This window comes from Pseudomonas sp. 1912-s (assembly GCF_029269205.1).
Taxonomy (GTDB): Bacteria; Pseudomonadota; Gammaproteobacteria; order Pseudomonadales; family Pseudomonadaceae; genus Aquipseudomonas.
Map to the genome: position 1 here is coordinate 91,082 of NZ_JARIXR010000022.1, position 26,935 is coordinate 118,016.

The 26,935-nt window shown below is 61.4% G+C and carries 20 protein-coding genes; 4 read left to right on the top strand and 16 right to left on the bottom strand.

What is annotated here, in order from left to right:
* The 12 genes from P3C29_RS23775 to pilM form a co-directional block, all read right to left on the bottom strand.
* Positions 1-1,272 (bottom strand): type II toxin-antitoxin system HipA family toxin, encoded by a 1,272-nt coding sequence (locus P3C29_RS23775; protein WP_201125966.1) that lies wholly within the window; start codon positions 1,270-1,272, stop codon positions 1-3.
* The gene (locus tag P3C29_RS23780; RefSeq protein ID WP_169386556.1) at positions 1,265-1,516 is read right to left on the bottom strand and encodes a helix-turn-helix transcriptional regulator; all 252 of its coding nucleotides are present in this window, start codon (positions 1,514-1,516) and stop codon (positions 1,265-1,267) included. Before P3C29_RS23780 ends, P3C29_RS23775 begins: the two co-directional genes overlap by 8 nt.
* Positions 1,517-1,667: 151 nt before the next feature.
* The gene (gene hemE / locus P3C29_RS23785) at positions 1,668-2,735 is read right to left on the bottom strand and encodes a uroporphyrinogen decarboxylase (RefSeq protein ID WP_003209355.1); all 1,068 of its coding nucleotides are present in this window, start codon (positions 2,733-2,735) and stop codon (positions 1,668-1,670) included.
* Between the two features lie 239 nt (positions 2,736-2,974).
* Complete coding sequence (locus P3C29_RS23790; protein WP_003209353.1) at positions 2,975-4,393, bottom strand: FAD-dependent oxidoreductase; 1,419 nt, start codon at positions 4,391-4,393, stop codon at positions 2,975-2,977.
* 32 nt (positions 4,394-4,425) lie between these two features.
* Positions 4,426-8,871, bottom strand: coding sequence for a glutamate synthase large subunit (gltB, locus tag P3C29_RS23795; protein ID WP_201125965.1), 4,446 nt, complete (start codon positions 8,869-8,871; stop codon positions 4,426-4,428).
* Positions 8,872-9,221: 350 nt separating this feature from the next.
* The gene (locus tag P3C29_RS23800) at positions 9,222-10,775 is read right to left on the bottom strand and encodes an AAA family ATPase (RefSeq protein ID WP_010169209.1); all 1,554 of its coding nucleotides are present in this window, start codon (positions 10,773-10,775) and stop codon (positions 9,222-9,224) included.
* A 10-nt stretch (positions 10,776-10,785) separates the two neighbouring features.
* Positions 10,786-11,886 (bottom strand): 3-dehydroquinate synthase, encoded by a 1,101-nt coding sequence (gene aroB / locus P3C29_RS23805; RefSeq protein WP_169386558.1) that lies wholly within the window; start codon positions 11,884-11,886, stop codon positions 10,786-10,788.
* A gap of 147 nt (positions 11,887-12,033) precedes the next feature.
* The gene (gene aroK / locus P3C29_RS23810; protein WP_003209345.1) at positions 12,034-12,552 is read right to left on the bottom strand and encodes a shikimate kinase AroK; all 519 of its coding nucleotides are present in this window, start codon (positions 12,550-12,552) and stop codon (positions 12,034-12,036) included.
* A gap of 4 nt (positions 12,553-12,556) precedes the next feature.
* Positions 12,557-13,894: a type IV pilus secretin PilQ family protein gene (locus tag P3C29_RS23815; RefSeq protein ID WP_201126264.1), complete on the bottom strand. Its 1,338-nt coding sequence runs from the start codon at positions 13,892-13,894 to the stop codon at positions 12,557-12,559.
* Positions 13,895-13,963: 69 nt separating this feature from the next.
* Positions 13,964-14,977: a pilus assembly protein PilP gene (locus P3C29_RS23820; protein WP_275965609.1), complete on the bottom strand. Its 1,014-nt coding sequence runs from the start codon at positions 14,975-14,977 to the stop codon at positions 13,964-13,966.
* The gene (locus P3C29_RS23825) at positions 14,974-15,525 is read right to left on the bottom strand and encodes a PilN domain-containing protein (RefSeq protein WP_201125962.1); all 552 of its coding nucleotides are present in this window, start codon (positions 15,523-15,525) and stop codon (positions 14,974-14,976) included. The genes P3C29_RS23820 and P3C29_RS23825 overlap by 4 nt, the downstream gene beginning before the upstream one ends.
* Positions 15,525-16,178, bottom strand: a complete 654-nt coding sequence (gene pilM, locus P3C29_RS23830; protein WP_201125961.1) for a type IV pilus assembly protein PilM — start codon at positions 16,176-16,178, stop codon at positions 15,525-15,527. Before pilM ends, P3C29_RS23825 begins: the two co-directional genes overlap by 1 nt.
* Before the next feature lie 217 nt (positions 16,179-16,395).
* Between pilM and P3C29_RS23835 the strand changes: the two genes are divergently transcribed.
* Complete coding sequence (locus P3C29_RS23835) at positions 16,396-18,855, top strand: penicillin-binding protein 1A (protein WP_201125960.1); 2,460 nt, start codon at positions 16,396-16,398, stop codon at positions 18,853-18,855.
* A 71-nt stretch (positions 18,856-18,926) separates the two neighbouring features.
* On the opposite strand, the gene P3C29_RS23840 is transcribed toward P3C29_RS23835, so the two are convergent.
* The 3 genes from P3C29_RS23840 to rpmE form a co-directional block, all read right to left on the bottom strand.
* Positions 18,927-20,195, bottom strand: a complete 1,269-nt coding sequence (locus P3C29_RS23840) for a malic enzyme-like NAD(P)-binding protein (RefSeq protein ID WP_275965610.1) — start codon at positions 20,193-20,195, stop codon at positions 18,927-18,929.
* Positions 20,196-20,377: 182 nt separating this feature from the next.
* Positions 20,378-21,166, bottom strand: coding sequence for a thermonuclease family protein (locus P3C29_RS23845; protein WP_275965612.1), 789 nt, complete (start codon positions 21,164-21,166; stop codon positions 20,378-20,380).
* Between the two features lie 41 nt (positions 21,167-21,207).
* Complete coding sequence (gene rpmE, locus P3C29_RS23850; protein WP_003209330.1) at positions 21,208-21,438, bottom strand: 50S ribosomal protein L31; 231 nt, start codon at positions 21,436-21,438, stop codon at positions 21,208-21,210.
* A 297-nt stretch (positions 21,439-21,735) separates the two neighbouring features.
* On the opposite strand from rpmE, the gene P3C29_RS23855 reads away from it, so the two are divergent.
* The 3 genes from P3C29_RS23855 (at position 21,736) to P3C29_RS23865 (ending at position 26,613) form a co-directional block, all read left to right on the top strand.
* Positions 21,736-23,955 carry a primosomal protein N' gene (locus P3C29_RS23855; protein WP_201125959.1) on the top strand — a complete coding sequence of 740 codons (2,220 nt, stop codon included), beginning with the start codon at positions 21,736-21,738 and terminating at the stop codon, positions 23,953-23,955.
* Between the two features lie 215 nt (positions 23,956-24,170).
* On the top strand, positions 24,171-25,907 hold the full coding sequence (gene argS / locus P3C29_RS23860; protein WP_169386562.1) for an arginine--tRNA ligase: 1,737 nt from the start codon (positions 24,171-24,173) through the stop codon (positions 25,905-25,907).
* A gap of 1 nt (position 25,908) precedes the next feature.
* Positions 25,909-26,613, top strand: coding sequence for an SPOR domain-containing protein (locus tag P3C29_RS23865; RefSeq protein ID WP_010169192.1), 705 nt, complete (start codon positions 25,909-25,911; stop codon positions 26,611-26,613).
* Between the two features lie 54 nt (positions 26,614-26,667).
* Here P3C29_RS23865 and P3C29_RS23870 read toward each other — a convergent pair.
* A partial coding sequence (locus tag P3C29_RS23870; RefSeq protein WP_275965611.1) for a transposase occupies positions 26,668-26,935 on the bottom strand: 268 nt, incomplete at its 5' end.

The window sequence follows — 26,935 nt, forward strand, 5'->3', positions numbered from 1 at the left end:
TCACTGCGGCTTTTTCACGACAGGCTTTCGCTTCATGCCCGGCGTTACTGAGTCATGAAGTGCCATGGCACGCCCTGCATCCCATTCCGCCTGCATTGCCGAAAACAGCTCCGCATCGATGCGTGCTTGATGCGTGGCCAACGCCTGCGACATCGCCTGCGCGACGCGCTCAATGATTAACGCCGGTTTGTCCACCACACAGTGCTTACGCCCGAATTCAATCAGTTGCTGACGATCAGGATAAGCCTTCACCTTGTTCATCTTGATTGCCAATGTCCGATCAACCAGTGAGCGGCCAGACTTAGGGTTGTAGTTCTCATACACCGTCGTTGTGGTGACATCGAACACCGGTGCCAGCTTCACCGTTTCACGGGCCTCTGGATGGGTGTAAGTCACCCCGAAATTTTTCAGGTGAGCATCACCATTACGCACCATGACCGACAGGCAGACGGAAGAGAAAAACCGTTCAAGCTCGCGCAACGGGTCCCCATGTCGACAGACCTCATTGATCACCGCCGCAAGGGTTTCGTAACTTTGGGAGTACTTGTAATTGTCATGCGGGTCTTTGTTGAGGCTCAGCAGAACGGCCATGTCTTCGAAGCCCAACCTGCCGCTCGGGGTCAGGTCAAAACGCTCCATGACAAATAGATCACCCCTTTCGGAAAGCCAGAAAGGAGGCGTCTCCAGACCTGCCATCCGGGCCGCCTCGAGGCAAAGGAACTCATTCTGTGCCAAGTGGGCATACTCGTCAGCACCGGACTTTACGATAAGGTCGGAGCTGAGCATGGTTTTGCGGCTGCCGGTCAGCTTGTCCAGATCCGGGACCAGCACCTTAGGCTGCACGCCCGAAATTCCTGACTCGAAATAGGTATCCACCAGAAACTCGAAAACACCTCGGGAGGTATCTGCCGAGAGAATTTCATGGAGTCCCACCTGTGCACGAACAGCCACTGATACCTCAGCGGGATTCTGGTAGGTGAGGCGCCCAATCTGATTGCCACCGATGACCGATAACAGGCGCATTTCATCCACCTGCATATGCTTGGCCATCCGCCGTTTGATCTGATCGGCCAGAAACCCTTCCGGCACGTTCATATCGAAAATCGGATGCAGCACGTTACTGACCGAGGGCGTCGGGTCATAGGGCATGACCAATGACACTTCCCGCGCGGCCTCGGCAGAGTCGTAAGAAAACGCGAACTGCGAACCTTTCGACAATTCGCCGGAATGCCCTTGCGGGGTCGTCACATTGAGCAACTTGACCCTACTCATCAAGCTCTACCAGGTCGGCAAGGGATTTGAGGTCGATGCGTTTATCCACCACTTCCAAAGCCATTCCCAATGCCGCGATAACCCGGAATACCGAATACATCGCTACATTTTCGCCCGCCTCAAGGCCAATGATGGTCTTGCGATTGCACTTGGCCTTGGTCGCAAGCTGTTCTTGGCTATAGTCCTTGGCGCGACGCAACTGGCGTATTCTTTCGCCTAGAGCGGTTGGATTCGCGATGAGCATAATGTTACCTATAACGGACATTTTTAACTGATACGTCGATTATGTCCTTCATTACGGACATTTCAACCACCATACGACTGCCGGTGCTCTCGCAAAAAATATCACCCACAAAAAAGCCCGGCATCTGCCGGGCTTTTTCATTGCCGCATTATCACTCGTGATACTGCGCCGACAATTCATGCACCGCCCGCAGGAACGCGCCTGCGTGCTCCGGATCGACTTCCGGGGTGATGCCGTGGCCAAGGTTGAACACGTGACCGCTGCCTTTGCCGTAGCTGGCGAGGATACGCCCGACTTCAGCGCGGATGGCTTCCGGCTTGGCGTACAGCACGGTCGGGTCCATGTTGCCTTGCAGCGCCACTTTGTTGCCTACACGGCGACGGGCTTCGCCGAGGTCGCAGGTCCAGTCCAGGCCCAGCGCGTCGGCGCCGGCGTCGGCGATGCTTTCCAGCCACAGGCCACCGCCCTTGGTGAACATGATGACCGGCACTTTGCGGCCTTCGTGCTCACGGATCAGGCCGCTGACAATTTTGCGCATGTAGGCCAGGGAGAACTCCTGGTACGCCGCCGCCGACAGGTTACCGCCCCAGGTGTCGAAGATCTGCACCGCCTGGGCGCCGGCCATGATCTGGCCGTTGAGGTAGGAAGTGACCGACTGCGCCAGCTTGTCCAGCAGCAGGTGCATGGCTTGCGGGTTGTCGTAGAGCATGGCCTTGGTCTTGCGGAAGTCTTTCGACGAACCGCCTTCGACCATGTAGGTGGCCAGGGTCCAAGGGCTGCCGGAGAAGCCGATCAGCGGCACGCGGCCGTTCAACTCGCGGCGGATGGTGCTGACGGCGTCCATCACGTAGCCCAGGTCTTTGTGCGGATCAGGGATCGGCAGGGCTTCGATGTCGGCCAGGGTGCTGACGACTTTCTTGAAACGCGGGCCTTCGCCGGTTTCGAAGTACAGGCCTTGGCCCATGGCGTCGGGGATGGTCAGGATATCGGAGAAGAGGATGGCCGCATCCAGCTGTGGATAGCGGTCCAGCGGTTGCATCGTGACTTCGCAGGCGAACTCCGGGTTCATGCACAGGCTCATGAAGTCGCCGGCGTGGGCGCGACTGGCGCGGTATTCCGGCAGGTAGCGACCGGCCTGGCGCATCATCCACACAGGGGTGACGTCCACGGGTTGCTTGAGCAGGGCACGAAGGAAACGGTCGTTCTTGAGGGCAGTCATGTCGGCATCCGCAAAAAAAGTGCGGGCATTTTCTCAGAGCGCGACGCAAAAGGCACGGAGTGAGCCGTGCCTTTTGTCTATCGGGTCAATTTGTCGCAATGACTGGTATCACAAACCCCAATGTGGAATGGGGTTTGTGTGGGAGCTGGCTTGCCTGCGATGGCGGTGGTGAATTCAACATCGTTATCGCAGGCAAGCCAGCTCTCACATTTTGATCCCATTTCAACTCGGGATCAGGATCAGACCTGCAGGTAATCCAGGATCCCTTCAGCGGCATTGCGCCCTTCGAAGATCGCGGTTACCACCAGGTCAGAACCGCGAACCATGTCGCCACCCGCGAAGATTTTCGGGTTGCTGGTCTGGTGTTTGTACTGGCCTTGTTCCGGGGCGACGACGCGGCCCTGGCTGTCGGTCTGGATCTCGAACTGCTCGAACCACGGCGCCGGGCTTGGGCGGAAACCGAAGGCGATGACCACGGCGTCAGCCGGGATGATCTCTTCGGAACCCGGGATCGGCTCAGGGCTGCGACGGCCACGGGCGTCCGGTTCGCCGAGACGGGTCTCGACCACTTTCACGCCTTCGACACGGTCCTCGCCGACAATGGCGATCGGCTGGCGGTTGTAGAGGAATTTCACGCCTTCTTCCTTGGCGTTCTTCACCTCTTTGCGCGAGCCCGGCATGTTGGCTTCGTCACGACGGTACGCACAGGTCACCGACTTGGCGCCCTGGCGAATCGACGTACGGTTGCAGTCCATCGCGGTGTCACCACCGCCCAACACCACGACCTTCTTGCCTTTCATGTCGACGAAATCTTCCGGCGACTTTTCAAAGCCCAGGTTGCGGTTGACGTTGGCGATCAGGAAATCCAGGGCGTCGTACACGCCCGGCAGGTCCTCACCGGCAAAGCCGCCCTTCATGTAGGTGTAGGTGCCCATGCCCATGAACACGGCATCGTATTCTTCGAGCAGTTGCTCCATGGTCACGTCTTTGCCGATTTCGGTATTGAGGCGGAACTCGATACCCATGCCGGTGAAGACTTCGCGACGATGGCTCAGTACGGTTTTTTCCAGCTTGAACTCGGGGATGCCGAAGGTCAGCAGGCCACCGATTTCCGGGTTCTTGTCGAACACCACCGGGGTCACGCCGCCACGCACCAGCACGTCAGCACAGCCCAAGCCCGCCGGGCCTGCGCCGATGATCGCCACGCGCTTGCCGGTCGGCTTGACCTTGGACATGTCCGGACGCCAGCCCATGGCGAACGCGGTGTCGGTGATGTACTTCTCCACCGAACCGATGGTCACCGCGCCGAAGCCGTCGTTGAGGGTGCACGCACCCTCGCACAGACGATCCTGCGGGCACACCCGGCCGCAGACTTCCGGCAGGGTGTTGGTCTGGTGCGACAGCTCGGCGGCGGCGAGGATGTTGCCCTCGGCCACCAATTTCAACCAGTTGGGAATGAAGTTGTGCACCGGGCACTTCCATTCGCAATACGGGTTACCGCACCCCAGGCAGCGGTGGGCCTGGTCGGCCGAGTGCTGGGGTTTGAAGGGCTCGTAGATTTCCACGAACTCTTTCTTGCGTTGACGCAACAGTTTCTTCTTCGGATCTTTGCGCCCGACATCGATGAACTGGAAGTCGTTATTCAGACGTTCAGCCATGTTAAAACCTCATCAAACTCTTCAGGCGCATATCACTGCGGGTTGGCACGGATGCTGGAAAGCAACGATTTCAGGTTGGCAGCCTTGGGCTTGACCAGCCAGAAACGGCGCAGGTAGTCATCGAGGTTTTCAGCGAGGTTACGACCCCATTCGCTGTTGGTTTCCTCGACATATTCGTCCAGCACATGCTGCAAGTGGTTGCGATAGGATTCCATCGCTTCGCCGCTGATCCGCTGGATCTCCACCAACTCGTGGTTCACCTTGTCGACGAAGGTGTTGTCCTGGTCGAGCACGTAGGCGAAACCGCCGGTCATGCCCGAACCGAAGTTGTAGCCGGTCTTGCCCAGCACCGCGACAAAGCCACCGGTCATGTACTCGCAGCAGTGATCGCCGGTGCCTTCAACCACGGTGTGGGCACCGGAGTTACGCACCGCGAAACGCTCACCCGCCGTACCGGCTGCAAACAGCTTGCCGCCCGTTGCGCCGTACAGGCAGGTGTTGCCGATGATCGCACTGTCTTGAGTCTTGTAGACGCTGCCCGCAGGCGGAACGATCACCAGCTTGCCGCCGGTCATGCCCTTGCCCACGTAGTCGTTGGCGTCGCCTTCGAGGTACATGTTCAGGCCACCGGCGTTCCATACGCCGAAGCTCTGGCCAGCGGTGCCCTTGAAGCGGAAGGTGATCGGCGCCTTGGCCATGCCCTGGTTGCCGTGCTTGCGTGCGATTTCGCCGGAGATGCGTGCGCCGATGGAACGGTCGCAGTTGCAGATATCCAGGGCGAATTCGCCGCCGCTCGCGTCGTTGATCGACGAACTGGCCATCTCGACCATCTTCTCGGCCAGCAGGCCCTTGTCGAACGGCGGGTTGCGGTCAACCTGGCAGAACTGTGGCTTGTCGGCCGGGATGTGGTCGCTGCCCAACAACGGCGTCAGGTCCAGGTGCTGCTGCTTGGCGGTCTGGCCTTCGAGGATGTCCAGCAGATCGGTACGGCCGATCAGCTCTTCCAGGGAGCGCACGCCCAGCTTGGCCAGCCACTCACGGGTTTCTTCGGCGACGTAGGTGAAGAAATTCACCACCATGTCGACAGTACCGATGTAGTGGTCCTTGCGCAGCTTCTCGTTCTGAGTGGCCACGCCGGTGGCGCAGTTGTTCAGGTGGCAGATGCGCAGGTATTTGCAGCCCAGGGCGATCATCGGTGCGGTGCCGAAGCCGAAGCTTTCGGCGCCGAGGATCGCAGCCTTGATCACGTCGAGGCCGGTTTTCAGGCCACCGTCGGTCTGCACCCGGACCTTGCCGCGCAGGTCGTTGCCGCGCAGGGTCTGGTGAGTTTCCGCCAGGCCCAGTTCCCACGGCGCGCCAGCGTACTTGATGGAGGTCAGCGGCGAAGCGCCGGTGCCGCCGTCGTAGCCGGAGATGGTGATCAGGTCGGCATAGGCCTTGGCCACACCGGCGGCGATGGTGCCCACGCCGGCTTCCGCGACCAGTTTCACCGAGACCAGCGCCTGCGGGTTGACTTGTTTCAGGTCGAAAATCAGCTGCGACAAATCCTCGATGGAGTAGATGTCGTGGTGCGGCGGCGGCGAAATCAGGGTCACGCCCGGCACTGCGTAACGCAGTTTGGCGATCAGGCCGTTGACCTTGCCGCCTGGCAGTTGTCCGCCTTCACCCGGCTTGGCGCCCTGGGCCACCTTGATCTGCAGCACTTCGGCGTTGACCAGGTATTCCGGGGTCACGCCGAAACGGCCCGTGGCAACCTGCTTGATTTTCGAGCTCTTGATGGTGCCGTAACGCGCCGGGTCTTCACCGCCTTCACCGGAGTTGGAACGCGCACCCAGGCGGTTCATGGCTTCGGCCAGGGCTTCGTGAGCCTCAGGCGACAAGGCGCCCAGGGAAATACCGGCGGAGTCGAAACGCTTGAGGATCGACTCCAGTGGTTCGATCTCGCTGATGGCCAGCGGCGTGTCCAGGGTTTTCACCTTGAACAGGTCGCGGATCATCGACACCGGGCGGTTATCCACCAGCGCGGTGTATTCCTTGAACTTGGCGTAGTCGCCCTGCTGTACGGCAGCTTGCAGGGTGTTGACCACGTCCGGGTTGTAGGCGTGGTATTCGCCACCGTGCACGAACTTCAGCAGGCCGCCTTGCTGGATCGGCTTGCGCGCGCTCCAGGCTTCGGCTGCCAGGGCTTTCTGTTCGGCTTCGATGTCGACGAAACGTGCGCCCTTGATGCGGCTCGGCACACCACGGAAGCTCATCTCGCAGACTTCTTCCGACAGGCCGATGGCTTCGAACAATTGAGCGCCGCGGTAGGACGTGACGGTGGAGATGCCCATCTTCGACAGGATCTTCAGCAGGCCCTTGGTGATGCCTTTACGGTAGTTCTTGAACACCTCGTAGAGGTCGCCCAGGACTTCACCGGTGCGGATCAGGTCGCCGAGTACTTCGTACGCCAGGAACGGGTACACCGCGGAGGCGCCGAAGCCGATCAACACCGCAAAGTGATGCGGGTCGCGGGCGGTGGCGGTTTCAACCAGGATGTTGGAGTCGCAACGCAGGCCTTTTTCGGTCAGGCGGTGGTGCACCGCACCGGTAGCCAGGGATGCGTGGATCGGCAGCTTGCCCGGGGCAATGTGGCGGTCGGTCAGGACGATCTGGGTACGACCGGCGCGCACGGCTTCTTCAGCCTGATCGGCAACGTTGCGCACAGCGGCTTCCAGGCCGAGGCTCTCGTCGTAGTTCAGGTCGATGATCTGCCGGTCGAAGCCCGGCCGATCCAGGGTCATCAACGAACGCCACTTGGCCGGGGAAATGACCGGCGAGCTGAGGATCACGCGGGAAGCGTGCTCAGGCGATTCCTGGAAGATGTTGCGCTCGGCACCGAGGCACACTTCCAGCGACATCACGATGGCTTCACGCAGCGGGTCGATCGGCGGGTTGGTCACCTGGGCGAACTGCTGACGGAAATAGTCGTACGGCGTGCGCACGCGCTGGGACAGCACGGCCATTGGCGTGTCATCGCCCATGGAGCCGACGGCCTCGTAGCCTTGCTCGCCCAATGGACGCAGCACCTGGTCACGTTCTTCGAAGGTGACCTGGTACATCTTCATGTACTGCTTGAGCTGGTCGACGTCGTAGAAAGCCGAACCGTGGTCGTTGTCTTCCATGGTCGCCTGGATGCGCAGGGCGTTCTTGCGCAGCCATTGCTTGTACGGGTGACGGGACTTCAGGCGGTTGTCGATCGCATCGGTGTCGAGGATCTGACCGGTTTCGGTGTCCACGGCGAGGATCTGGCCCGGGCCGACGCGGCCCTTGGCGATCACGTCTTCCGGCTGGTAATTCCACACGCCGATTTCCGACGCCAGGGTGATGAAGCCGTTGGTGGTGGTCACCCAACGCGCCGGGCGCAAGCCGTTACGGTCAAGCAGGCACACGGCGTAGCGACCGTCGGTCATTACCACGCCGGCCGGGCCGTCCCACGGTTCCATGTGCATCGAGTTGTACTCATAGAACGCCCGCAGGTCGGGGTCCATGGTCTCGACGTTCTGCCACGCTGGCGGAATGATCATGCGCACGCCACGGAACAGGTCGATGCCGCCGGTGACCATCAGCTCGAGCATGTTGTCCATGCTGGAGGAGTCGGAACCCACGCGGTTGACCAGCGGGCCGAGCTCTTCCAGGTCCATCAGGTCGTTGGCGAACTTGGTGCGACGGGCCACAGCCCAGTTGCGGTTGCCGGTGATGGTGTTGATCTCGCCATTGTGGGCGAGGAAGCGGAATGGCTGGGCCAGCGGCCATTTCGGCAGGGTGTTGGTGGAGAAGCGCTGGTGGAACACGCAGATTGCGGTTTGCAGGCGCTCATCGCTCAGGTCTGGATAGAAGGCGGTCAAATCCGCCGGCATCATCAGGCCTTTATAAATGATGGTCTTGTGGGAAAAGCTGCAGATGTAGTGGTCGGTGTCGGCAGCGTTGGCCACGGACGAGCGACGACGGGACGTGAACAGCTTGATCGCCATGTCCTGGTCGCTCAGGCCGTCGCCGGCGATGAACACTTGTTCGATCTGCGGCAGGCGCTCCAGGGCCAGGCGGCCGAGTACGCTGGTGTCGATTGGCACTTTGCGCCAGCCGACGAGCTGCAGGCCGGCGGCCAGGATCTCGCGGTTCATGTTCTCGCGAGCGGCTTCGGCTTTTACCGGGTCCTGGTTGAAGAACACCATGCCCACGGCGTACTGCTTGGGCAAATCGGTGCCGAAATGCTCCTTGGCGACAGCGCGCAGGAACTGGTCGGGCTTTTGAATCAGCAAGCCGCAACCGTCACCGGTCTTGCCGTCGGCGTTGATCCCACCGCGGTGGGTCATGCAGGTCAGGGCCTCGATGGCCGTTTGCAAAAGGGTATGACTGGGCTCGCCCTGCATATGGGCTATCAGGCCGAAACCGCAGTTATCCTTGAATTCATCGGGTTGGTACAGACCTGCTTTCATAGACACTTTCTCACCAGGCTGCCTCTTATTTCGAGGCAAATTTCTTTTCAATTCAACCGGTTACCTTCCACGCCGAACGTACGCCGGCTTAGCGGGGGCAAAAGGGAGGTCATTGTACACACCGACACAGACGCTCACAAATTTAGCGACGACATGTCGCAAATCTATGTCGCATTTATGAAAGGTTTAAAGCGATATGCTGTGCTAGTCAAAACTTTTTTAATTCTGACCGCTACGACTCAAAAGCTACTGTGACGCAGACACCACAAAGCGCGCGGCCTTCAGGGCTGCACGCTGTGTTGTTTTTTTTGAGGTGCCGAGAGGGCGGCCTGGGTAAGGCCGCCGGATCTTCAGCGAGTTGTTGCCAGTTCTTGTTGAACGCTGGCGACAGTGCGAGGCCAAGGTTTACCAGCCTGAACCTTCGCTGGCAAGGCCTTGATAGCGGATTCCGCTGCGGTACGGCTGGAGAAGTTGCCGTAAGTGATCACGTAGAGAGGCTTGCCGTTGAGTACTTTCTTGAAATAACGGTACTCGCCGCCCTGCTCTTTCACGAACGCCTGGGCGTTGGCTTCGGAGCTGGTGCCGAGGATCTGCACCACGAAGTTACCGGTAGGCTGGCTGCTGTACCAGCTGCTGCCGGTGGCGCCGGCCTTGGCCACGGTCACAGGTTTTTCAGCAGGCTTGGCGGCTGGAGCCGGTTTGGCCACCGGCGCCGGGGCTACAGGCTTGGCAACCGGCGCCGGCTTGGCGGTGGCAACCTGGGCCGGTGCAGGCGCAGGCTTGGCAGCCGGCTGACCCGCTGGTACGCCAGCCGGTGGTGCAGTGGTGGTGACGGTCGGTGGCGTGGCGCTGGAGCCTTCAACCGGCACGCCGTCATCCCCTTCGCTGATACCGCCCGCAGCCTCGGCCAGCGGGCCACGCATCACAGGCTGGCCAACCATTGGCAGGTTGGTGGGTTGGCCGGAGTTGGCAAATTCAACGTTCGGTGTTGGCTTGCCCAGTGGCAACTGCGCCTGTTCGGTTGGCGCGCCAGCGGTGGTCGGGGCCTTGTTGCGACCTGGAATCAACCAGGCGGCGGCGACAGCGACCACGACAACGGCAGAAATTGCCAATACGTGCTTCTTCGGCATAGTAAACCCCATCTTTGGACGCTTAACCGCTGAGCGGCTGGCAATCATGGCTTCGATCATTGCATCCCGGGCAACCTGGTTGATGGTGCCAGGCCAGCCGTCGGAGCTTTCGTGAATATCAGAGATCTGCGAAGCAGAGAAAAGTTCGATGCCCTGCCCTGCGCCTTCCAGCCGTTGGGCCAGGTATTCGCGGGTTTCTTCCTCTTCGTAAGGCTGCAGTTCGATGACGTGGAACAGCTCCTGCTCGCCGCTGATCTGCTCCAGCTCGGCAATCAGCGAAGACTCGCCAAACAGGAACACATGGGGGCGACCTTCAGGCGTACCGGCCGCCAGGGCCAGCAAGGCCTCCAGGGCGGATTCGTCGAGCTGCTCGGCGTCGTCCACCAGCAGGTAGACTTCCTGGCCCGTCAGGCCCAGTTGCACCACTTGCTTGAGGATTGCGTTCGGCTCGGCAGTGGACACGTCCAGGGCCTGGGCTACCTGACGCAACACACCTGCCGCATCACCGGCGCCACGGGCGGAAACCACCACGCTCTGCACCGATTGCTTGTTGGTGCTGGCAACCAGCGCCTGGCGCAGCAAGGTCTTGCCGCTGCCCAATGGGCCGGTGACCACCAGCAACAGCTGGCTGTAGCGCGCCAGGTGGTGCAATTGCCCCAGCACCGGCTTGCGTTGCGCAGGGAAAAATTTGAAACCAGGCACCCGTGGAGCAAAAGGGTCGTGGCTTAACTGGTAATGGCCGAGGAACGCCTCGTCGGCATGCAAACTAGTCATCGGGATCTTATTAACCTTTAAGCTGGGCCAGGGCGCGGTAATCCGCTCCCAGCGTGGCCTGTAAAATCTCTTTCGGATAATCGTCGGTCACTACCGCTTCGCCCATTCGGCGCAACAGCACCAGTCGCAGTCGACCGTCGATCACTTTCTTGTCTATTGCCATGTGTTCGAGAAAATCTGCCTCGGTCATCTCCTCGGGAGGAATGACCGGCAACCCGGCGCGCTGGAACAGGCGGATCCCGCGATCACGCTCCTGGGCGCTGATCCAGCCCAGGCGCTGCGACATCTCAAGTGCCATTACCGTGCCAGCCGCTACGGCCTCTCCATGCAACCACACACCATAGCCCATGTGGGTCTCGATCGCATGGCCGAAGGTGTGGCCGAGGTTCAAGGTAGCGCGTACGCCGGACTCACGCTCGTCGGCATTCACCACCAGTGCCTTGGCGGCGCAGGAGCGGGAAATCGCTTCGGTCAGTGCCACCTGGTCCAGGGCGCGCAGGGCGTCGACATGCTCTTCAAGCCAGGTCAGGAACGGCTCGTCGCAGATCAGCCCGTACTTGATGACTTCCGCCAGGCCTGCGGACAACTCGCGAGGCGGCAGGGTATTGAGGGTCGCGGTGTCGATCAGCACCACATTCGGCTGATAGAACGCGCCGACCATGTTCTTGCCCAGCGGGTGGTTGATGCCGGTCTTGCCACCCACCGACGAATCGACCTGGGACAGCAAGGTGGTCGGCACCTGGATAAAATCCACGCCGCGCTGATAGCAGGCGGCCGCAAAGCCGGCCATGTCGCCGATCACCCCACCGCCCAGCGCCACCACAGTGGTGCGCCGGTCATGACGGGCCGTCAGCAGGCCATCGAAGATCAGTTGCAGGGTTTCCCAGGTCTTGAAGGCCTCGCCGTCAGGCAACACCACCGAGATCACCGAGTACGCCGCCAGGCTGCGGCTCAGACGCTCAAGATACAGCGGCGCGACCGTTTCGTTGGAGATGATCGCCACTTGTCGCCCGGCAATATGCGGTGCGAGCAACTCGGGCAGGTCCAACAAACCTTCGCCAATGTGGATCGGGTAGCTGCGCTCGCCAAGATCGACCTTAAGTGTCTGCATGTGTCCCCGCGTTGAAGATGAAAGCAGGCGTATTGCCCTACATTAACGTTGTCGGCAACGTCGGGATCTGACGCCGCCTGATGGCTCTACGCCACAACTCGGACGGTCATGACGCGCCGCCGAGAATAGCGCATTTCGGCTCTGGCTTTAACGGGGTGGCAACTGCGCCAGGCGCTCAAGAATGTCGAGAACGACCATTCGTGGCGGCCGCTCATCGGTTTCCACCACCAGATCGGCGATTTCCCGATAAAGCGGGTCGCGCAGCGTCAGCAGGTCCCGCAGGGTTTTCGCCGGGTCGGCGGTGCGCAACAACGGGCGATTGCGATCGCGAGCGGTGCGGCCCACCTGCTGCTCGACAGAGGCATGCAGGTAAACCACGCGACCGCCGGCGTGCAGCGCCCGGCGATTCTCATCGCGCATCACCGCGCCGCCGCCGGTGGCCAATACCACGCCATCGCAGCCGCACAGCTCGGCAATCATCGCCTGCTCGCGGTCGCGAAAGCCCAGTTCGCCTTCCTTATCGAAGATCCACGGGATATTGGCGCCCGTGCGCAATTCAATTTCCTTGTCGGAATCTTTGAATGGCAGGCGCAGCTCTTTGGCCAGCAAACGGCCGATGGTGCTTTTTCCAGCCCCCATCGGTCCAACAAGAATCAAATTTCGCACAGAATCAACGACTCACAGCAATCGCCTGGTTATTCATAATACGCGGAGTCAGGAATACCAGCAGCTCGGATTTTTTCTCCGAAACCACATCCCGCCGGAAAAGGCGGCCAAGATACGGCACATCGCCCAAAAATGGCACTTTATCTACCACTTTGCTTTGAGTATTGGAGAAAACCCCGCCAATCACGATGGTCTCCCCATCCTTGACCAACACCTTGGCGTTGACCTCGTTTTTCTTGATCGGCGGCACGTCGTTGAGTTTGTTCAGGTAGTCGGGCTCATCCTTGGTAACCTTGACCTCCATGATCACCCAGCCATCCGGGGTGATTTGCGGGGTCACTTCCAGCGACAGCGAGGCCTCCTTGAATGACACCGAGGTGGCCCCGGTAGAACTGGACTCCTGATAGGGAATCTCGGTACCCTTTAGGATTCGCGCGGTTTCCTTGTCGGAGGTGACCACCTTGGGCTGCGAGACAATTTCCCCGTTGCCGGTTTTTTCCATGGCAGTCAGTTCCAGGTCCAGCAGCAGGTTGTCGGTGATGAAGGCGACACCCAGGCCGGCGCTGCCGTTGACCGTACCCAGATCGACAAACGGTGAGCTGGGCGGACTTTCGGGCGGCTCGGCTCCGTCCGCCAGCGGGGTTCTGATCCCGCCAGCGCCCCAGTTCCCCCGGTTGGCCTGTCCGCCCCAGCGCACGCCGAGACTTTTGTCGTAATCCACATTGGCCTCGACAATCCGCGCCTCGATCATCACCTGCCGCACCGGTATATCCAGCTGCGCGACGATCCGGCGCAGCTCCTCCAGGCGCTCCTGGGTCTGGTAGGCGATGATGTTGTTGGTGCGGTCATCCACCGCCACCGAGCCGCGCTCATCGGTTGCACCTTCCAGGCCCACGGCCGACTGGAACAGCTTGGCCAGGTCCGCCGCCCTGGCATAGTTGACCTGCAACAACTCGCGGCGCAGCGGCGCCAACTCAGTCATTTGCTTGCGCGACTCCAGCACCAGCAACTCCCGAGCGGCCAACTCCTCCGCCGGCGCGACCAGCAGCACGTTGGCCGTCACACGCTTATCCAACCCCTTGGTTTGCAGCACCAGGTCCAGGGCCTGGTCCCATGGCACGTCCTTGAGCCGCAAGGTGATCGAACCCTGCACCTCATCGCTGGCCACCAGATTGAGGCCGGCAACATCGGCAATCTGCTGCAGCACCGCACGCAGTTCTATGTTCTGGAAATTGAGGGACAGCTTGTCGCCAGTAAATGCAACCCGTGCGGTGCTCAGGGGCACGTTGCCAGGTGGCGGCAGGTGAATCAGGTCGATTCGATTGGGCACAGCCAGGACCATCGGTGCCGTGAACGCTATCCATAGCGCCACACCGAAGGACGAAAAAGTCCTTTTCATTGTTTGTTTCCGTTATGAGTTTACGTTCAGGGCAAGGGTTTGCGAGCGTTCCAGCCAAGCGCCCTGGCCATCCGGGAAAAGCTCGGCCAGCTCGACATGGGAGTCATGAATCGCAGTGATGCGCCCGTGGTCCGGGCCCAGGTAATCGCCGATTGCCAGGCGATGGATAGACGCGGCTCCACGCAGCAGCGCGAAGGTTTGCGTCCCCAGGGACAAGGTGCCGACCATCTCGAACTGCTCCACGGCGAGGCTTTCGAGCACGCCTCGGGGCCTGGCGAGATCGGGGCCCGTCGCCGGTCGCCCAACGGGCCGCACACGCTGGCGAGAGGGCGACTGGAAAGGATCACGCAAGGACGCAAAATCGTAGGCAACTGGCGGCGGACCGGATTCGGCCAAAGCCTGCGATGAATCGCGCAAGTCATCACCCGCCTGCTGGTGGTAGCGATAAGTCTTGGCCACCAGGCTGAGGCGCAACAACGAGGGATTTGCGTGGCTGAACGCCAAGTCATGCACCGTAACAATCCGAGGCAAACCGGCCACGCCGTTGATGAACGCCGCCAGATCAGGAAAAGCCCCGGTGACGCCAATCTGCATGGGCAGCTCGATGTAGAGGGGCCGAGGCTGCTCACCCAGAAGTTCGATGCTCTCCAGTACCAGGCCATTGGCGGCACCCAGGCGGCTGATATCTTCAAGCAGGCCGGGCACTTCGGTATCGGCTGGCAACTGCCGCAACAGGTTGGCGAAACGGCCTTGCATCGTTTCCAGTGCGCGGGCCTGAGATTCCAGACCCGCTGCCTGGCTGGTCTTCAGCGCTACCTGCTGCTCAAGTACCCCTTCCTGCACCTCTAGCTGGTGCAATTGCGCCCGTGACCCGCTCAAGTAGAAGGTGCTGCCCGCTATCCACAGCAGGCAAACAACCGCGCCACCCAGCAACGCCTTGGCAGGCAGGGGCCAGTTGGCGGCGTTTCGGTAGAGCTGGGCAATTTCAAGTTCCGTCAGCCTTGGCAGGCCTGACGCCCCTCTCATTGGCGCACCTCATCCGAATGACCATGGCGCACCGTCAGTTGAAAGCCGTTGTCATCGCCGCCCTGCGCGCCCCGAACCCGTTGAAGCCTTGGCGCCTGCAAGTCATCCGCGGCCTCAAGGCCACGCATCAACTGAGCAATGTCCTGGTTCGACTCGGCAGTGCCGCTGATCGAAACAGAACCACCGTCCACGCTCACCTCTCGCAACTGCACGCCGTCCGGCACGGCACGGGCCAACTGGTCCAGCAACTGGGCACCCTTCGAACGGTCGTCCTGCAAACCCTGCACGACCTTCATCCGCTCCATCAACTGCTGGCGCTGTTCATGCAACTCGTCGATGGCCTTGATCCGGGAGTCGAGCCCGGTGACACCCTGGCTCAACTGGCTGTTGCGAGCCATTTGCCGGTCAATCGCGCGATCGATCACCTGGTCTGCCAGCCATACCGCAGCCAGGGCCACAGCCGCAGCCCCCAGCAAGAACACCAGGAAGTATTTGCGCCGCCGCTCATTCCGTTCTGCGCGCCACGGCAGCAGGTTGATTCGTGTCATCAGTCGAAACTCCTCAGGGCCAACCCACAGGCCACTCCCATTCCCTGGGCATCCACGGCCCATCGCGCGCCATCGACACGACGGCCCGGCGTGATGCTGCCCGAAGCCTGCCTGCCCGCGCGAGCCAATGCAAATGCTTCGACATCCACTATCCGCGTCGCCAGCCCGGCCAGGGCCAAAACCGCCTCACGGGCCTCCACCTGCTCCTTGAGGCAGGCAACCAGCAGCACCTCGATTCGCTGTGGATCATGGGCCGACGGGCCCTGCACCTGAAAGTCGATGGCCACATCTTCCAACGGATAAGGAATGTACTGGTCTGCTTCCACGTGGATTCGACGCGTCATTTCAGCCTCGGTGAGCCCCACCTCCATCTCGATCACCCGGGTAATCACCGAAGGCCCGGCCACGGCCACGGCGGCCTGCCTGAGTGATGTATGGGCCTGTGCCAGCGCCCGGGAAAGGGCCTGCGCGACGGCATCAAAATCGACCACGCTGCTGTCGACCACCGCATGGGCCGGCAACTGCTGCATGCCATAGGCCCGGACGCTGTAGCCGCCGCCTGAAACCTCCAGCTCCACCAACTTGACACCGGCGTCATTGATATCAACACCGAGGACGGCATCGGCTTTTCGCCTGAAAAATCCCTTTCGCATAAAACTCCCCAAAACTTTCCCTGTCTTACGGACTGATTGTTGCCAGGCTTCATGCATTCGGTCGGCTTGTACGAGCGGCGCGAATGACGCCCGAAGCCGAAAAATGCTTTAATGCCCAGCGTTTTTTCCCGCGTTTATCTGCTGGCCGGGTCGATCCACCGCTTGCCGTGCATGCCCCGACGCCTAACCCATTCTTTTCCTTGGAAATCCAAAAGCCTTGATTCGTCTGCTGAAGTTTTTCGGGTACTCCATTGTCGCGATCGTCTGCGGGCTGATGCTCGTGCTCAGCGGGGCCTATCTCTACCTTAGTCCGGGTTTGCCCTCCGTAGAGGCCCTGAGAAGTATCCAGTTGCAGATTCCTTTGCGGGTCTACAGCAGCGATGAAAAACTGATCGCGGAGTTCGGCGAAATGCGCCGCACCCCGATCCGTTTCGCCGACATTCCACCCAATTTCATCAACGCCCTGCTGTCGGCTGAAGACGATAACTTCGCCAATCACTATGGCGTCGACCCAAGCAGCCTGGTGCGGGCCGCCACGCAGTTGGTAAAAAGCGGACACATTCAGTCCGGTGGCAGCACCATCACCATGCAGGTGGCGAAGAACTTCTTCCTGACCAGCGAACGCAGCTTTTCCCGCAAGGCCACGGAAATCCTCCTGGCGTTGCAGATCGAACGTCAGCTGACCAAGGACGAGATCCTTGAGCTGTACGTCAACAAGATCTACCTCGGCAACCGTGCCTACGGCATCGAGGCGGCTTCCCAGGTTTACTACGGCAAGTCGATTCGTGACGCCAGCCTGGCGCAGATGGCGATGATTGCCGGCCTGCCAAAGGCGCCTTCACGCTTCAACCCGCTGGCCAACCCGGCGCGCAGTAAAGAGCGTCGCGACTGGATCCTGGGCCGCATGTACAAACTGGGCAAGATCGACCAGGCCGCGTACGAAAGTGCCGTGGCCGAGCCGTTGAACGCCAGCTACCACGTACCAACGCCGGAAGTGAATGCCCCGTATATCGCCGAAATGGCCCGTGCCGAGATGGTCGGCCGTTACGGCAGCGAGGCGTACACCGAAGGTTTCCGCGTGACCACCACGATTCCGAGCAACCTGCAGGAAATCGCCAACAAGTCGGTGCACGATGGCCTGGTCGCCTACGATCAGCGTCACGGCTACCGTGGCCCTGAATCGCGCCTGCCGGGCAAGACCCTGAGCGCCTGGACCGTCGAGCTGGGCAAACAGCGCCCGATCAGCGGCCTTGAGCCCGCCATCGTCACCCAGGTGAAGAAAGATGGCGTGCAGGTACTGACCCGCACTGGCGAAGAACATGTGTCGTGGGACAGCATGAAATGGGCTCGCCCGTTCCTGAACACCAACAGCATGGGCGCGATGCCCAAGCAGCCGTCGGACGTGGCGCAGGTCGGTGACCTGATCCGCGTGCAGCGCCAGAAAGACGACAGCCTGAAATTCAGCCAGGTGCCGGTGGCACAGGGCGCACTGGTATCGCTTGACCCGCAGAACGGTGCAATCCGTGCCCTGGTCGGCGGCTTTGCCTTCGAGCAGAGCAACTACAACCGCGCCACCCAAGCCAAGCGCCAGCCAGGTTCGAGCTTCAAGCCGTTCATCTACAGCGCCGCCCTGGACAGCGGCTACACCGCCGCCAGCCTGGTCAACGATGCACCGATCGTGTTTGTCGACGAGTACCTGGACAAGGTCTGGCGCCCGAAGAACGACACCAACACCTTCCTTGGCCCGATCCGCATCCGCGAGGCGCTGTACAAGTCGCGTAACCTGGTGTCGATCCGCCTGCTGCAAGCGATGGGTGTAGGCAAGACCATCGACTACATCACCCGCTTCGGCTTCAACAAGTCGGACCTGCCGCCCAACCTGTCCCTGGCACTGGGTACGGCCACGCTGACGCCGATGGAAATCGCCACCGGCTGGAGCACCTTTGCCAACGGCGGCTACAAGATCACGCCGTACCTGATCGACAAGATCGAAAGCCGTAGCGGCGAAACCCTGTTCACCGCCAACCCGCCACGGGTTCCGGGCGACGTGGTCAATGGCGTCGCAGCCACTGACGGCCAGGCAGCACCGACCAACGGCGGCATCACCATCGAGCCGACGCCAGGCGAAGCCCCGGCCGCCGGTGCACCCGCCGCGCCACAAGCGCCGGCCGTGGCTGAGCGTGTCGTGGATGGCCGTACCACCTACATCCTCAACAGCATCCTGGAAGACGTGATCAAGAAGGGTACTGGCCGTCGCGCACTGGCCCTGGGCCGCGCTGACATCGCCGGTAAAACCGGTACCACCAACGACTCCAAGGATGCATGGTTCTCGGGCTACAACGCCGATTACGTGACCACCGTATGGACCGGTTACGACCAGCCGGAAAGCCTCGGTCGCCGCGAGTTCGGCGGTACTGTCGCACTGCCGATCTGGATGAGCTACATGGGTGCCGCGCTCAAGGATATGCCGCTGCATACCCAGCCTGAGCCGGAAGGCATTCTCAGCCTGCGGATCGACCCGGTCAGCGGTCGTGCGGCAGCACCGAGCACGCCAAATGCGTACTTCGAGCTGTTCAAGAGCGAAGACACGCCACCGTCGGTCAACGAACTGGGCAACGGTGTTGCACCGGGCAGCCCGCTGCCGGCGGATGAGGCGGCGCCGATCGACTTGTTCTGACGTAATCGCCAGCCACAAAAAAAGCCCCGACTCGCAAGAGCCGGGGCTTTTTGTTGGTGCGCTACAACGGCTTAGCCGTTGAACACATCATCCACGCTTTGCAGCGGGTAGTGCTTCGGATACGGCAGGGTGGCCACACCGGTCTCGATCGCGGCTTTGGCCACGGCATCGGAGATCAGGGTGATCAGGCGCTTATCCATTGGTTTCGGGATGATGTATTCACGACCGAATTCCAGCTTGATACCGCCGTAGGCGTCGCACACTTCCTGAGGCACCGGCAGCTTGGCCAGTTCACGCAGGGCATTGGCGGCAGCCACTTTCATCTCTTCGTTGATGCGCTTGGCGCGAACGTCCAGGGCACCACGGAAGATAAACGGGAAGCCCAGAACGTTGTTGACCTGGTTCGGGTAGTCCGAACGGCCGGTGGCCATGATCACGTCGCTACGGGTGGCGTGGGCCAGTTCCGGGGAGATCTCCGGGTCCGGGTTGGAGCACGCGAACACGATCGGGTTGGCCGCCATGGACTTGAGGCCTTCGGCGCTCAGCAGGTTCGGGCCGGACAGGCCAACGAACACGTCTGCACCGTCGAGGGCGTCAGCCAGGGTACGCTTGGAGGACGGATGCGCGAACATCGCCTTGTACTGGTTCAGGTCGGTACGCTCGGACTGAACAACGCCCTTGCTGTCGACCATGTAGATGTTTTCCAGCTTGGCGCCCATGCTCACCAGCAACTTCATGCAGGAGATGGCTGCAGCGCCGGCGCCCAGGCACACGATCTTGGCTTCGCCGAGGGTTTTGTCAGCGATTTCCAGGGCGTTGATCATGCCGGCCGCAGTAACGATTGCGGTGCCGTGCTGGTCATCGTGGAAAACCGGAATGTCGCACTGTTCGATCAGGGCCTTTTCGATCTCGAAGCACTCAGGTGCCTTGATGTCTTCCAGGTTGATGCCACCGAACGTAATGGAGATACGTTTTACGGTGTCGATGAAAGCCTGTGGGCTCTCGGAGTCGACTTCGATGTCGAATACGTCAATGCCGGCGAAGCGCTTGAACAGCACGCCTTTACCTTCCATGACTGGCTTGGAAGCCAATGGGCCGAGGTTACCCAGGCCCAGGATCGCGGTGCCATCAGAGATCACTGCAACCAGGTTGCCTTTGCCGGTGTACTTGTAAGCCAGTTCAGGATCGCGGGCGATTTCACGTACGGGCTCGGCAACGCCAGGGCTGTAGGCCAGCGACAGGTCGCGGGCGGTGGCAGTGGCTTTGGTGAGCTCTACACTCAGCTTTCCTGGACGAGGATGGGCATGATATTCGAGAGCGGCAGTTTTCAAATCAGACATATCGGCATTCCGCTTTTACTGTTGGTCGACGGACCGCCGAGGATACGCGTGTCGCAAAGTCCCCACAAGACTGGGCAGTCACAGGTGTCAAGGGCCCTGCCCTACGACTTTTGGCCAAGAGCCACGGGATACAAGGGCTCAACTGTTCACAATCACACGAAAAAATGTCTACAATTTTTTTCTTACGGCATCCGCTGAAGCATGCCGGGATCGGTCAGTGGCAACAGCCAGCGCGCCTGGCCATTTTTCAGGCCGCCGTGTCGGGAACGGTCCAGCACCCAGCCTCGGGCTTCGATGGACTGGCCCTGCAAACCGTTTAACACCGCGCTGTCGAACTGGTCCACAAGATTGGGTGCAATGCGTAATACCAGTGAGTCCTGCAACTCAATCCAGATTCCGCCGCGATTGCGCTCGATGTTGCTCACCTGGCCACTGACCACGGCAAAGCCCGAGCGCTGGATCTTCGCCGCATCGACCACCGGTGACTGACGCCACACCCCCAAACGGGCCTGCCGGGCGCTGCGTTCCGCGGCCTGCTGGCAGGTAACCAGCTCCACATTCGGCGCGACCGCCACCAGGAAACCGAGGCCTTCGGCGAGCAACTGCGCCTCCAGATTCGCACCGTTGGCGCCGTAGAGATGGGCCAGGGTGCGCCCGTACCGGTCCTTGCTCTCACGGCCGGGCACCACGCCCACTCGCCCGTTGCTCGCATCCACCAGGCTTTGCAAACGCTCGCGAGCAGCCACGGCGAAAGGCTCGTCAGTGCGGCCCTTCTTGCCGGTTTCCGGGGCATTGACGCCGATCATGCGCACGCTGCGGTCGTCCTTGAGGCGCACGGTGTCGCCATCCACCACCCGTTGCACGTCGAACGTGGCCACGGTCGTGGGCGCCGGGCAGAACACCTCGGCCTGGGCGGGCGCGAGCCAAATCGCAGACACAAAAAAGGCGCCCACCAGGGACGCCTTTTTCATCAGCGAGGACAAGCCATACAGGCCATCCAAGCGAACCAGCCTTACTCGGCTTTAGGAGCAGCTTTAGCGCCGAAAGCACCGAAGCGGGTCTTGAAGCGATCAACACGGCCGCCAACATCCAGAGTCTTCTGCTTGCCGGTGTAGAACGGGTGGCACTCGTTGCACACGTCGATTGGCAGAGCTTTGCCGAAAGTCGAACGGGTTTCGAACTTGTTACCGCAACTGCAGGTAACGTCGATGGCAACATAGTTTGGATGGATATCGGCTTTCATGGTGTATTCCTCAGGCTAGCGTGCCGCCAATCAACACTATTGTTGAATACCGCACGTAATTAGGCCGCGGATTCTACCAGACCTTTTTAAACGCGCAAGAAGCACTACGGCCCCTTTCATCAGAAAAGCGCGGCATACACAAGGCACTGTGGGAGCCGGGCTTGCCCGCGATGCAGGCGCTGCGGTGTCTCAGGCGCACCGTGTCGATACTGTCGCGGGCAAGCCCGGCTCCCACATCCACCGCTGGTCTGCTAGGCTCCCGCCCTTCTTCGCCGCCCGTCATATGAGAACCCCCGCGTGCCCGACGCCATTTTGCGCCTCGCCCTGCCCTCGCCCCTGCGCCGCCTGTTCGATTACCGGGCACCTGCCGGCGTATTGCGGTCGCAGTTGCAGCCCGGCATGCGCGTGCGGGTGCCGTTTGGCCGCCGGGAGATGATCGGCATCCTGGTAGAGGTCGCCGATCACAGTGAAGTGCCCGCCGAGAAGCTCAAGCCCGCCGTGGCCATCCTCGACACCACGCCCCCGCTGCCGCCCGCGCTGTTCAAGCTGTGCCTGTGGACCTCGCAGTATTACCAGCACAGCCTCGGCGACACCTTGAGCTGGGCGCTGCCGGTGCTGTTGCGCCAGGGCGAACTGGCCGAGGCGCGCCAGGAGCGTTTCTGGTCGATGGTGCCGGGCGCGCGCATGGACGACCCGCGCATCGCCCGCGCCCCGCGCCAGCGAGAAGCCCTGGCGACGCTGGCCCAGCACCCCCACGGCGTCGCCCATCAGCTATTAAGCAAGCTGATGCTGAGCAAGGACAGCCTGGATTTGCTGCTGGCCAAGGGCATGGTGCAAGTGGAGATCCGCAAGCACGCGCCCGGTGAGCGCCACGAACACTGGCTGGCCCAGCCGGAGCTGCCACTCAACCCGGAACAACGCGCCGCCTGCGAGGCGATTCGCGCCGGTTTCGACAGCTTCCACGCGTTCCTGCTGGCCGGCGTGACCGGCAGCGGCAAGACCGAAGTGTATTTGCAGTTGATCCGCGAAACCCTCGAAGCCGGCAAACAGGCGCTGGTGCTGATCCCCGAGATCAACCTCGGCCCGCAAACCCTGGCGCGTTTCGAACAGCGCTTCAACGCGCGCATCGCCCTGGTGCACTCGGCGGTCAACGACCGCGAGCGCCTGGAATCCTGGCTCGCCGCCCGGGACGGCGAGGCCGACATTATTATCGGCACCCGTTCGGCGCTGTTCACCCCGATGAAAAATCCCGGGCTGATCATCATCGACGAAGAACACGACGGCTCCTATAAACAGCAGGAAGGCCTGCGCTACCACGCCCGCGACCTCGCGCTGGTGCGCGCCCGCCAGGAAAACATCCCGATTGTGCTGGGTTCGGCCACTCCCTCCCTGGAAAGCCTGCACAACGCCTACACCGGCCGCTACGGCCTGCTGCGCCTCAACGAGCGGGCCGGCGGTGCCAAGCAGCCACGCTTCCTGCGCCTGGATGTAAAAAGTCGCCCGCTGGACAGCGGCATTTCCGGGCCGATGCAACAAGCCATCGGGCAAACCCTCGCGGCGGGCCAGCAAGTGCTGGTGTTCCTCAACCGCCGGGGTTTTGCGCCGACGCTGCTGTGCCATGACTGTGGCTGGATGTCCGAGTGCAACCGCTGCGATGCGCGGATGACCGTGCACCAGCGCTCCGGCGAGCTGCGCTGCCATCACTGCGGCCATGTGGAGCGGGTGCCGCGTCACTGCCCGCAGTGCGGCAAAGTGGACTTGCGGCCGGTGGGCGCCGGCACCGAGCGGGCCGAGGAGCGCTTGGGCATTCTGTTCCCGGATTACCCGGTATTGCGGGTTGACCGTGACAGCACCTCGCGCAAGGACGCGATGAATCAGCTGTTCGCCACGATCCAGAAAGGCCAGCCGTGCATCCTGGTGGGCACCCAGATGCTTGCCAAGGGGCATCACTTCCCACGGGTGACCCTGGTGTCGATCCTGGATGCCGACGGCGGGTTGTTCTCCGGAGATTTTCGCGCCAGCGAGCGCATGGCCCAGCTGATCGTGCAGGTCGCAGGCCGGGCCGGGCGGGCCGAAGAGCCGGGCAAGGTGATCATCCAGACGCACCTGGCCGACCATCCATTGCTGATTCAACTGACAGAACAAGGCTACTTTGCGTTCGCCGAACAAGCCTTGAGCGAACGCCGCTCCGCCGGTTTGCCGCCGTTTGCGCACCTGGCGCTGCTGCGGGCCGAGGCGCACAAACCCGGGCAGGCCGAAGGTTTCCTCGATGAAGCGTGCAGCGAGGCTGAACGTTTACTGGGGGAACTGGGTCTGACCGGCATCGAGCTGCTGGGCCCCGTGCCCGCTCCGATGGAACGCCGCGCCGGCCGCTACCGCGCCCAGCTACTCTTGCAAGCCAGTGCCCGTGCCCCGCTGCATCGTTTATTAAGCAGCTGGTTACTTGCCCTGGAGCAAATGCCGAGCGGTCGCCAGGTGAGATGGTCGTTGGACGTAGACCCGGTAGATTTGTACTAACCCCCTGTGGCGAGGGAGCTTGCTCCCGCTGGAGTGCGAAACGCTCCCAAAAGTGTGGGGCTGCTTCGCAGCCCAGCGGGAGCAAGCTCCCTCGCCACAGGTTAATCGTCCGTCAAGGTCCAGCGAAGGTTGGCAAGCCCGCCCGCGCCACGGATAATGCCCAGTTTTTCCACCTGCGCATCGCGCGCCACCGCTTGCGGTCGAAAGAGAACACGATGAAAGACACCATTCGCCAGCTGATCCAACAAGCCCTCACCCAACTCGTCAACGAAGGTGTGTTGCCTGAAGGCCTGACGCCGGCGATCCAGGTGGAAAATACCCGTGACAAGACCCACGGTGATTTCGCCAGCAACATTGCGATGATGCTGGCCAAGCCCGCCGGCCTGAAGCCACGCGACCTCGCGGAAAAAATCATCGCCGCGCTGCCGGCCGACCCGCAGGTCACCAAGGCGGAAATCGCCGGCCCTGGCTTTATCAACTTCTTTCAGAACACCCAGGCCCTGGCTTCGCGCCTGGACGCGGCCCTGGCCGACGCCAAAATCGGCGTGCGCAAGGCCGGCCCGGCACAGCGCGTAGCCATCGACCTGTCGGCACCGAACCTGGCCAAGGAAATGCACGTGGGCCACTTGCGCTCCACCATCATCGGCGACGGCGTGGCACGGGTCCTGGAGTTCCTCGGCGACGACGTGATCCGCCAGAACCACGTGGGCGACTGGGGCACTCAGTTCGGCATGTTGATGGCCTATCTGCAGGAAAACCCGATCACCAGCAACGAGCTGTCGGACCTGGAGAACTTCTACCGCGCCGCCAAGAAGCGTTTCGACGAATCCGAAGAATTCGCCGACCGCGCCCGTGGCCTGGTGGTCAAGCTGCAAGCCGGCGATGCCGAATGCCTGGAGCTGTGGGGCCGCTTCCGCGAGATCTCGCTGTCCCACTGCCAGGAAATCTACGAGCTGCTCAACGTCAAACTGACGATGGCTGACGTGATGGGCGAAAGCGCCTACAACGACGACCTGATCAACGTGGTCAACGACCTCAAGGCCAAGGGCCTGCTGGTTGAGAGCAATGGCGCCCAGTGCGTATTCCTCGAAGAATTCAAGACCGCCGACGGCGACCCGCTGCCGGTGATCATCGTCAAGGCCGACGGCGGCTATCTCTACGCCACCACCGACCTGGCGGCCGTGCGCTACCGCAGCGGCGTGCTGAAAGCCGACCGTGCCCTGTATTTCGTTGACCAGCGCCAAGCCCTGCACTTCCAGCAAGTGTTCGAAGTGGCGCGCCGCGCCGGTTTCGTGACCCACCCGATGCAGATGGAGCACATGGGCTTCGGCACCATGAACGGCGCCGATGGCCGCCCGTTCAAGACCCGTGACGGCGGCACCGTGAAGCTGATCGACCTGCTGACCGAAGCCCAGGACCGCGCCTACAACCTGGTGAAGGAAAAGAACCCGGAGCTGGCCGAAGCCGACCTGCGCAACATCGCCCGCGTGGTAGGGATTGGCGCGGTGAAATATGCCGACCTGTCCAAGCACCGCACCAGCGACTACAGCTTCAACTTCGAATTGATGCTCAACTTCGAAGGCAACACTGCGCCCTACCTGCTGTATGCCTACACCCGTGTGGCCGGCGTGTTCCGCAAGCTGGGCAAGGACTTCAGCGAAGTGGAAGGCCAGATCAACCTTGAGGCGCCACACGAGCAGGAGCTGGCCGCCAAGCTGGCGCAATTCGGCGAAGTGCTGAACAGCGTCGGCGAAAAAGGCACGCCGCACATCCTTTGCACCTATTTGTACGAAGTCGCCGGTTTGTTCTCCAGCTTCTACGAGAACTGCCCGATCCTGACCGCAGACGACGAAGCCCAAAAGCAGAGCCGCCTGCGCCTCGCCGCACTGGCAGGACGGACCCTCAAGCAAGGCCTGGAGCTGTTGGGCCTGGAAACTCTGGAGCGTATGTAAGTTGGCTGCCAAGAAAAAACCTGCACCCAAGCGCGGCGCCAGCCGCTACCAGGCACCGGCGAAGAAACCTATCCCGGGCTGGATGTGGCTGGCGATCGGCCTGACGGTCGGCGCATTTGTGGTGTTCCTGATGAAGCTGGATCCGGGCAAGGGCGATGACGTCAAACGGGTCAAGCAAGAGCAGCAGAAGGCCACGAAAATGGCCGAGGCGAACAAGACCGTCCCTAGCCCGACAGCGCCGGTGAAGCCGAAGTACGACTTCTACACGCTGCTGCCGGAATCGGAAGTGATCGTGCCGCCGGATGCCGTGCCGGAGAAAACCCTGCCGACGCCGCAGCCTGTGCCAACCACACCGGTGACGCCGGCGGAAGCGGCGAAAATCGACACTGCCCGGGCCCAGGCTGCGTTGGCCGGGATTACCCCGCCGCCACCGCCACCGGTTGCCACCACCAAGGCGGCGCCGGTGACCAAGTTCTTCCTGCAGGCGGGCTCGTTCCCGAAACAGGCAGATGCGGACCGTGTACGTGCGCAGATTATTCTGCTGGGGCAGGCGGTGACGGTTGAATCGGGCACCGTGAAGGATGCGACCTGGTATCGCGTGCTGGTGGGGCCGTTCAGCAACCGTGAACAGCTGACCGTGGCCCAGAAGCAACTGGCGGGCGCAGGGTTTAGCAACCTGTTGTTACAACAACGCCAAAGCCGCTGATTCCGGAAACAGCATCGGGTTAAAGTGGGAGATTCTATGGTTGAGGGGCAACCCTCAACCAACCTTTGGTTGGTATTCGCTTTGTCCTTTCAGCAATGCAAATACCACTCGAGCAAGCTTACGGGCCAGCATTACCAGTACCTGAGTGGTGCTATAACCCCGCGCCCGTTGTGCTTGATAAAACTCCTTCCATGCAGCCGTTCGGCTGGCCGCCATTGCTGCGTTGTGCAAAAGACGACGCGCTTCTGAGTCGCCACGCTTGCTCAAGCTGCGACGATTATCTTTCTGTCCTGACTTAGAAACGCGTAAATCCATACCCAAG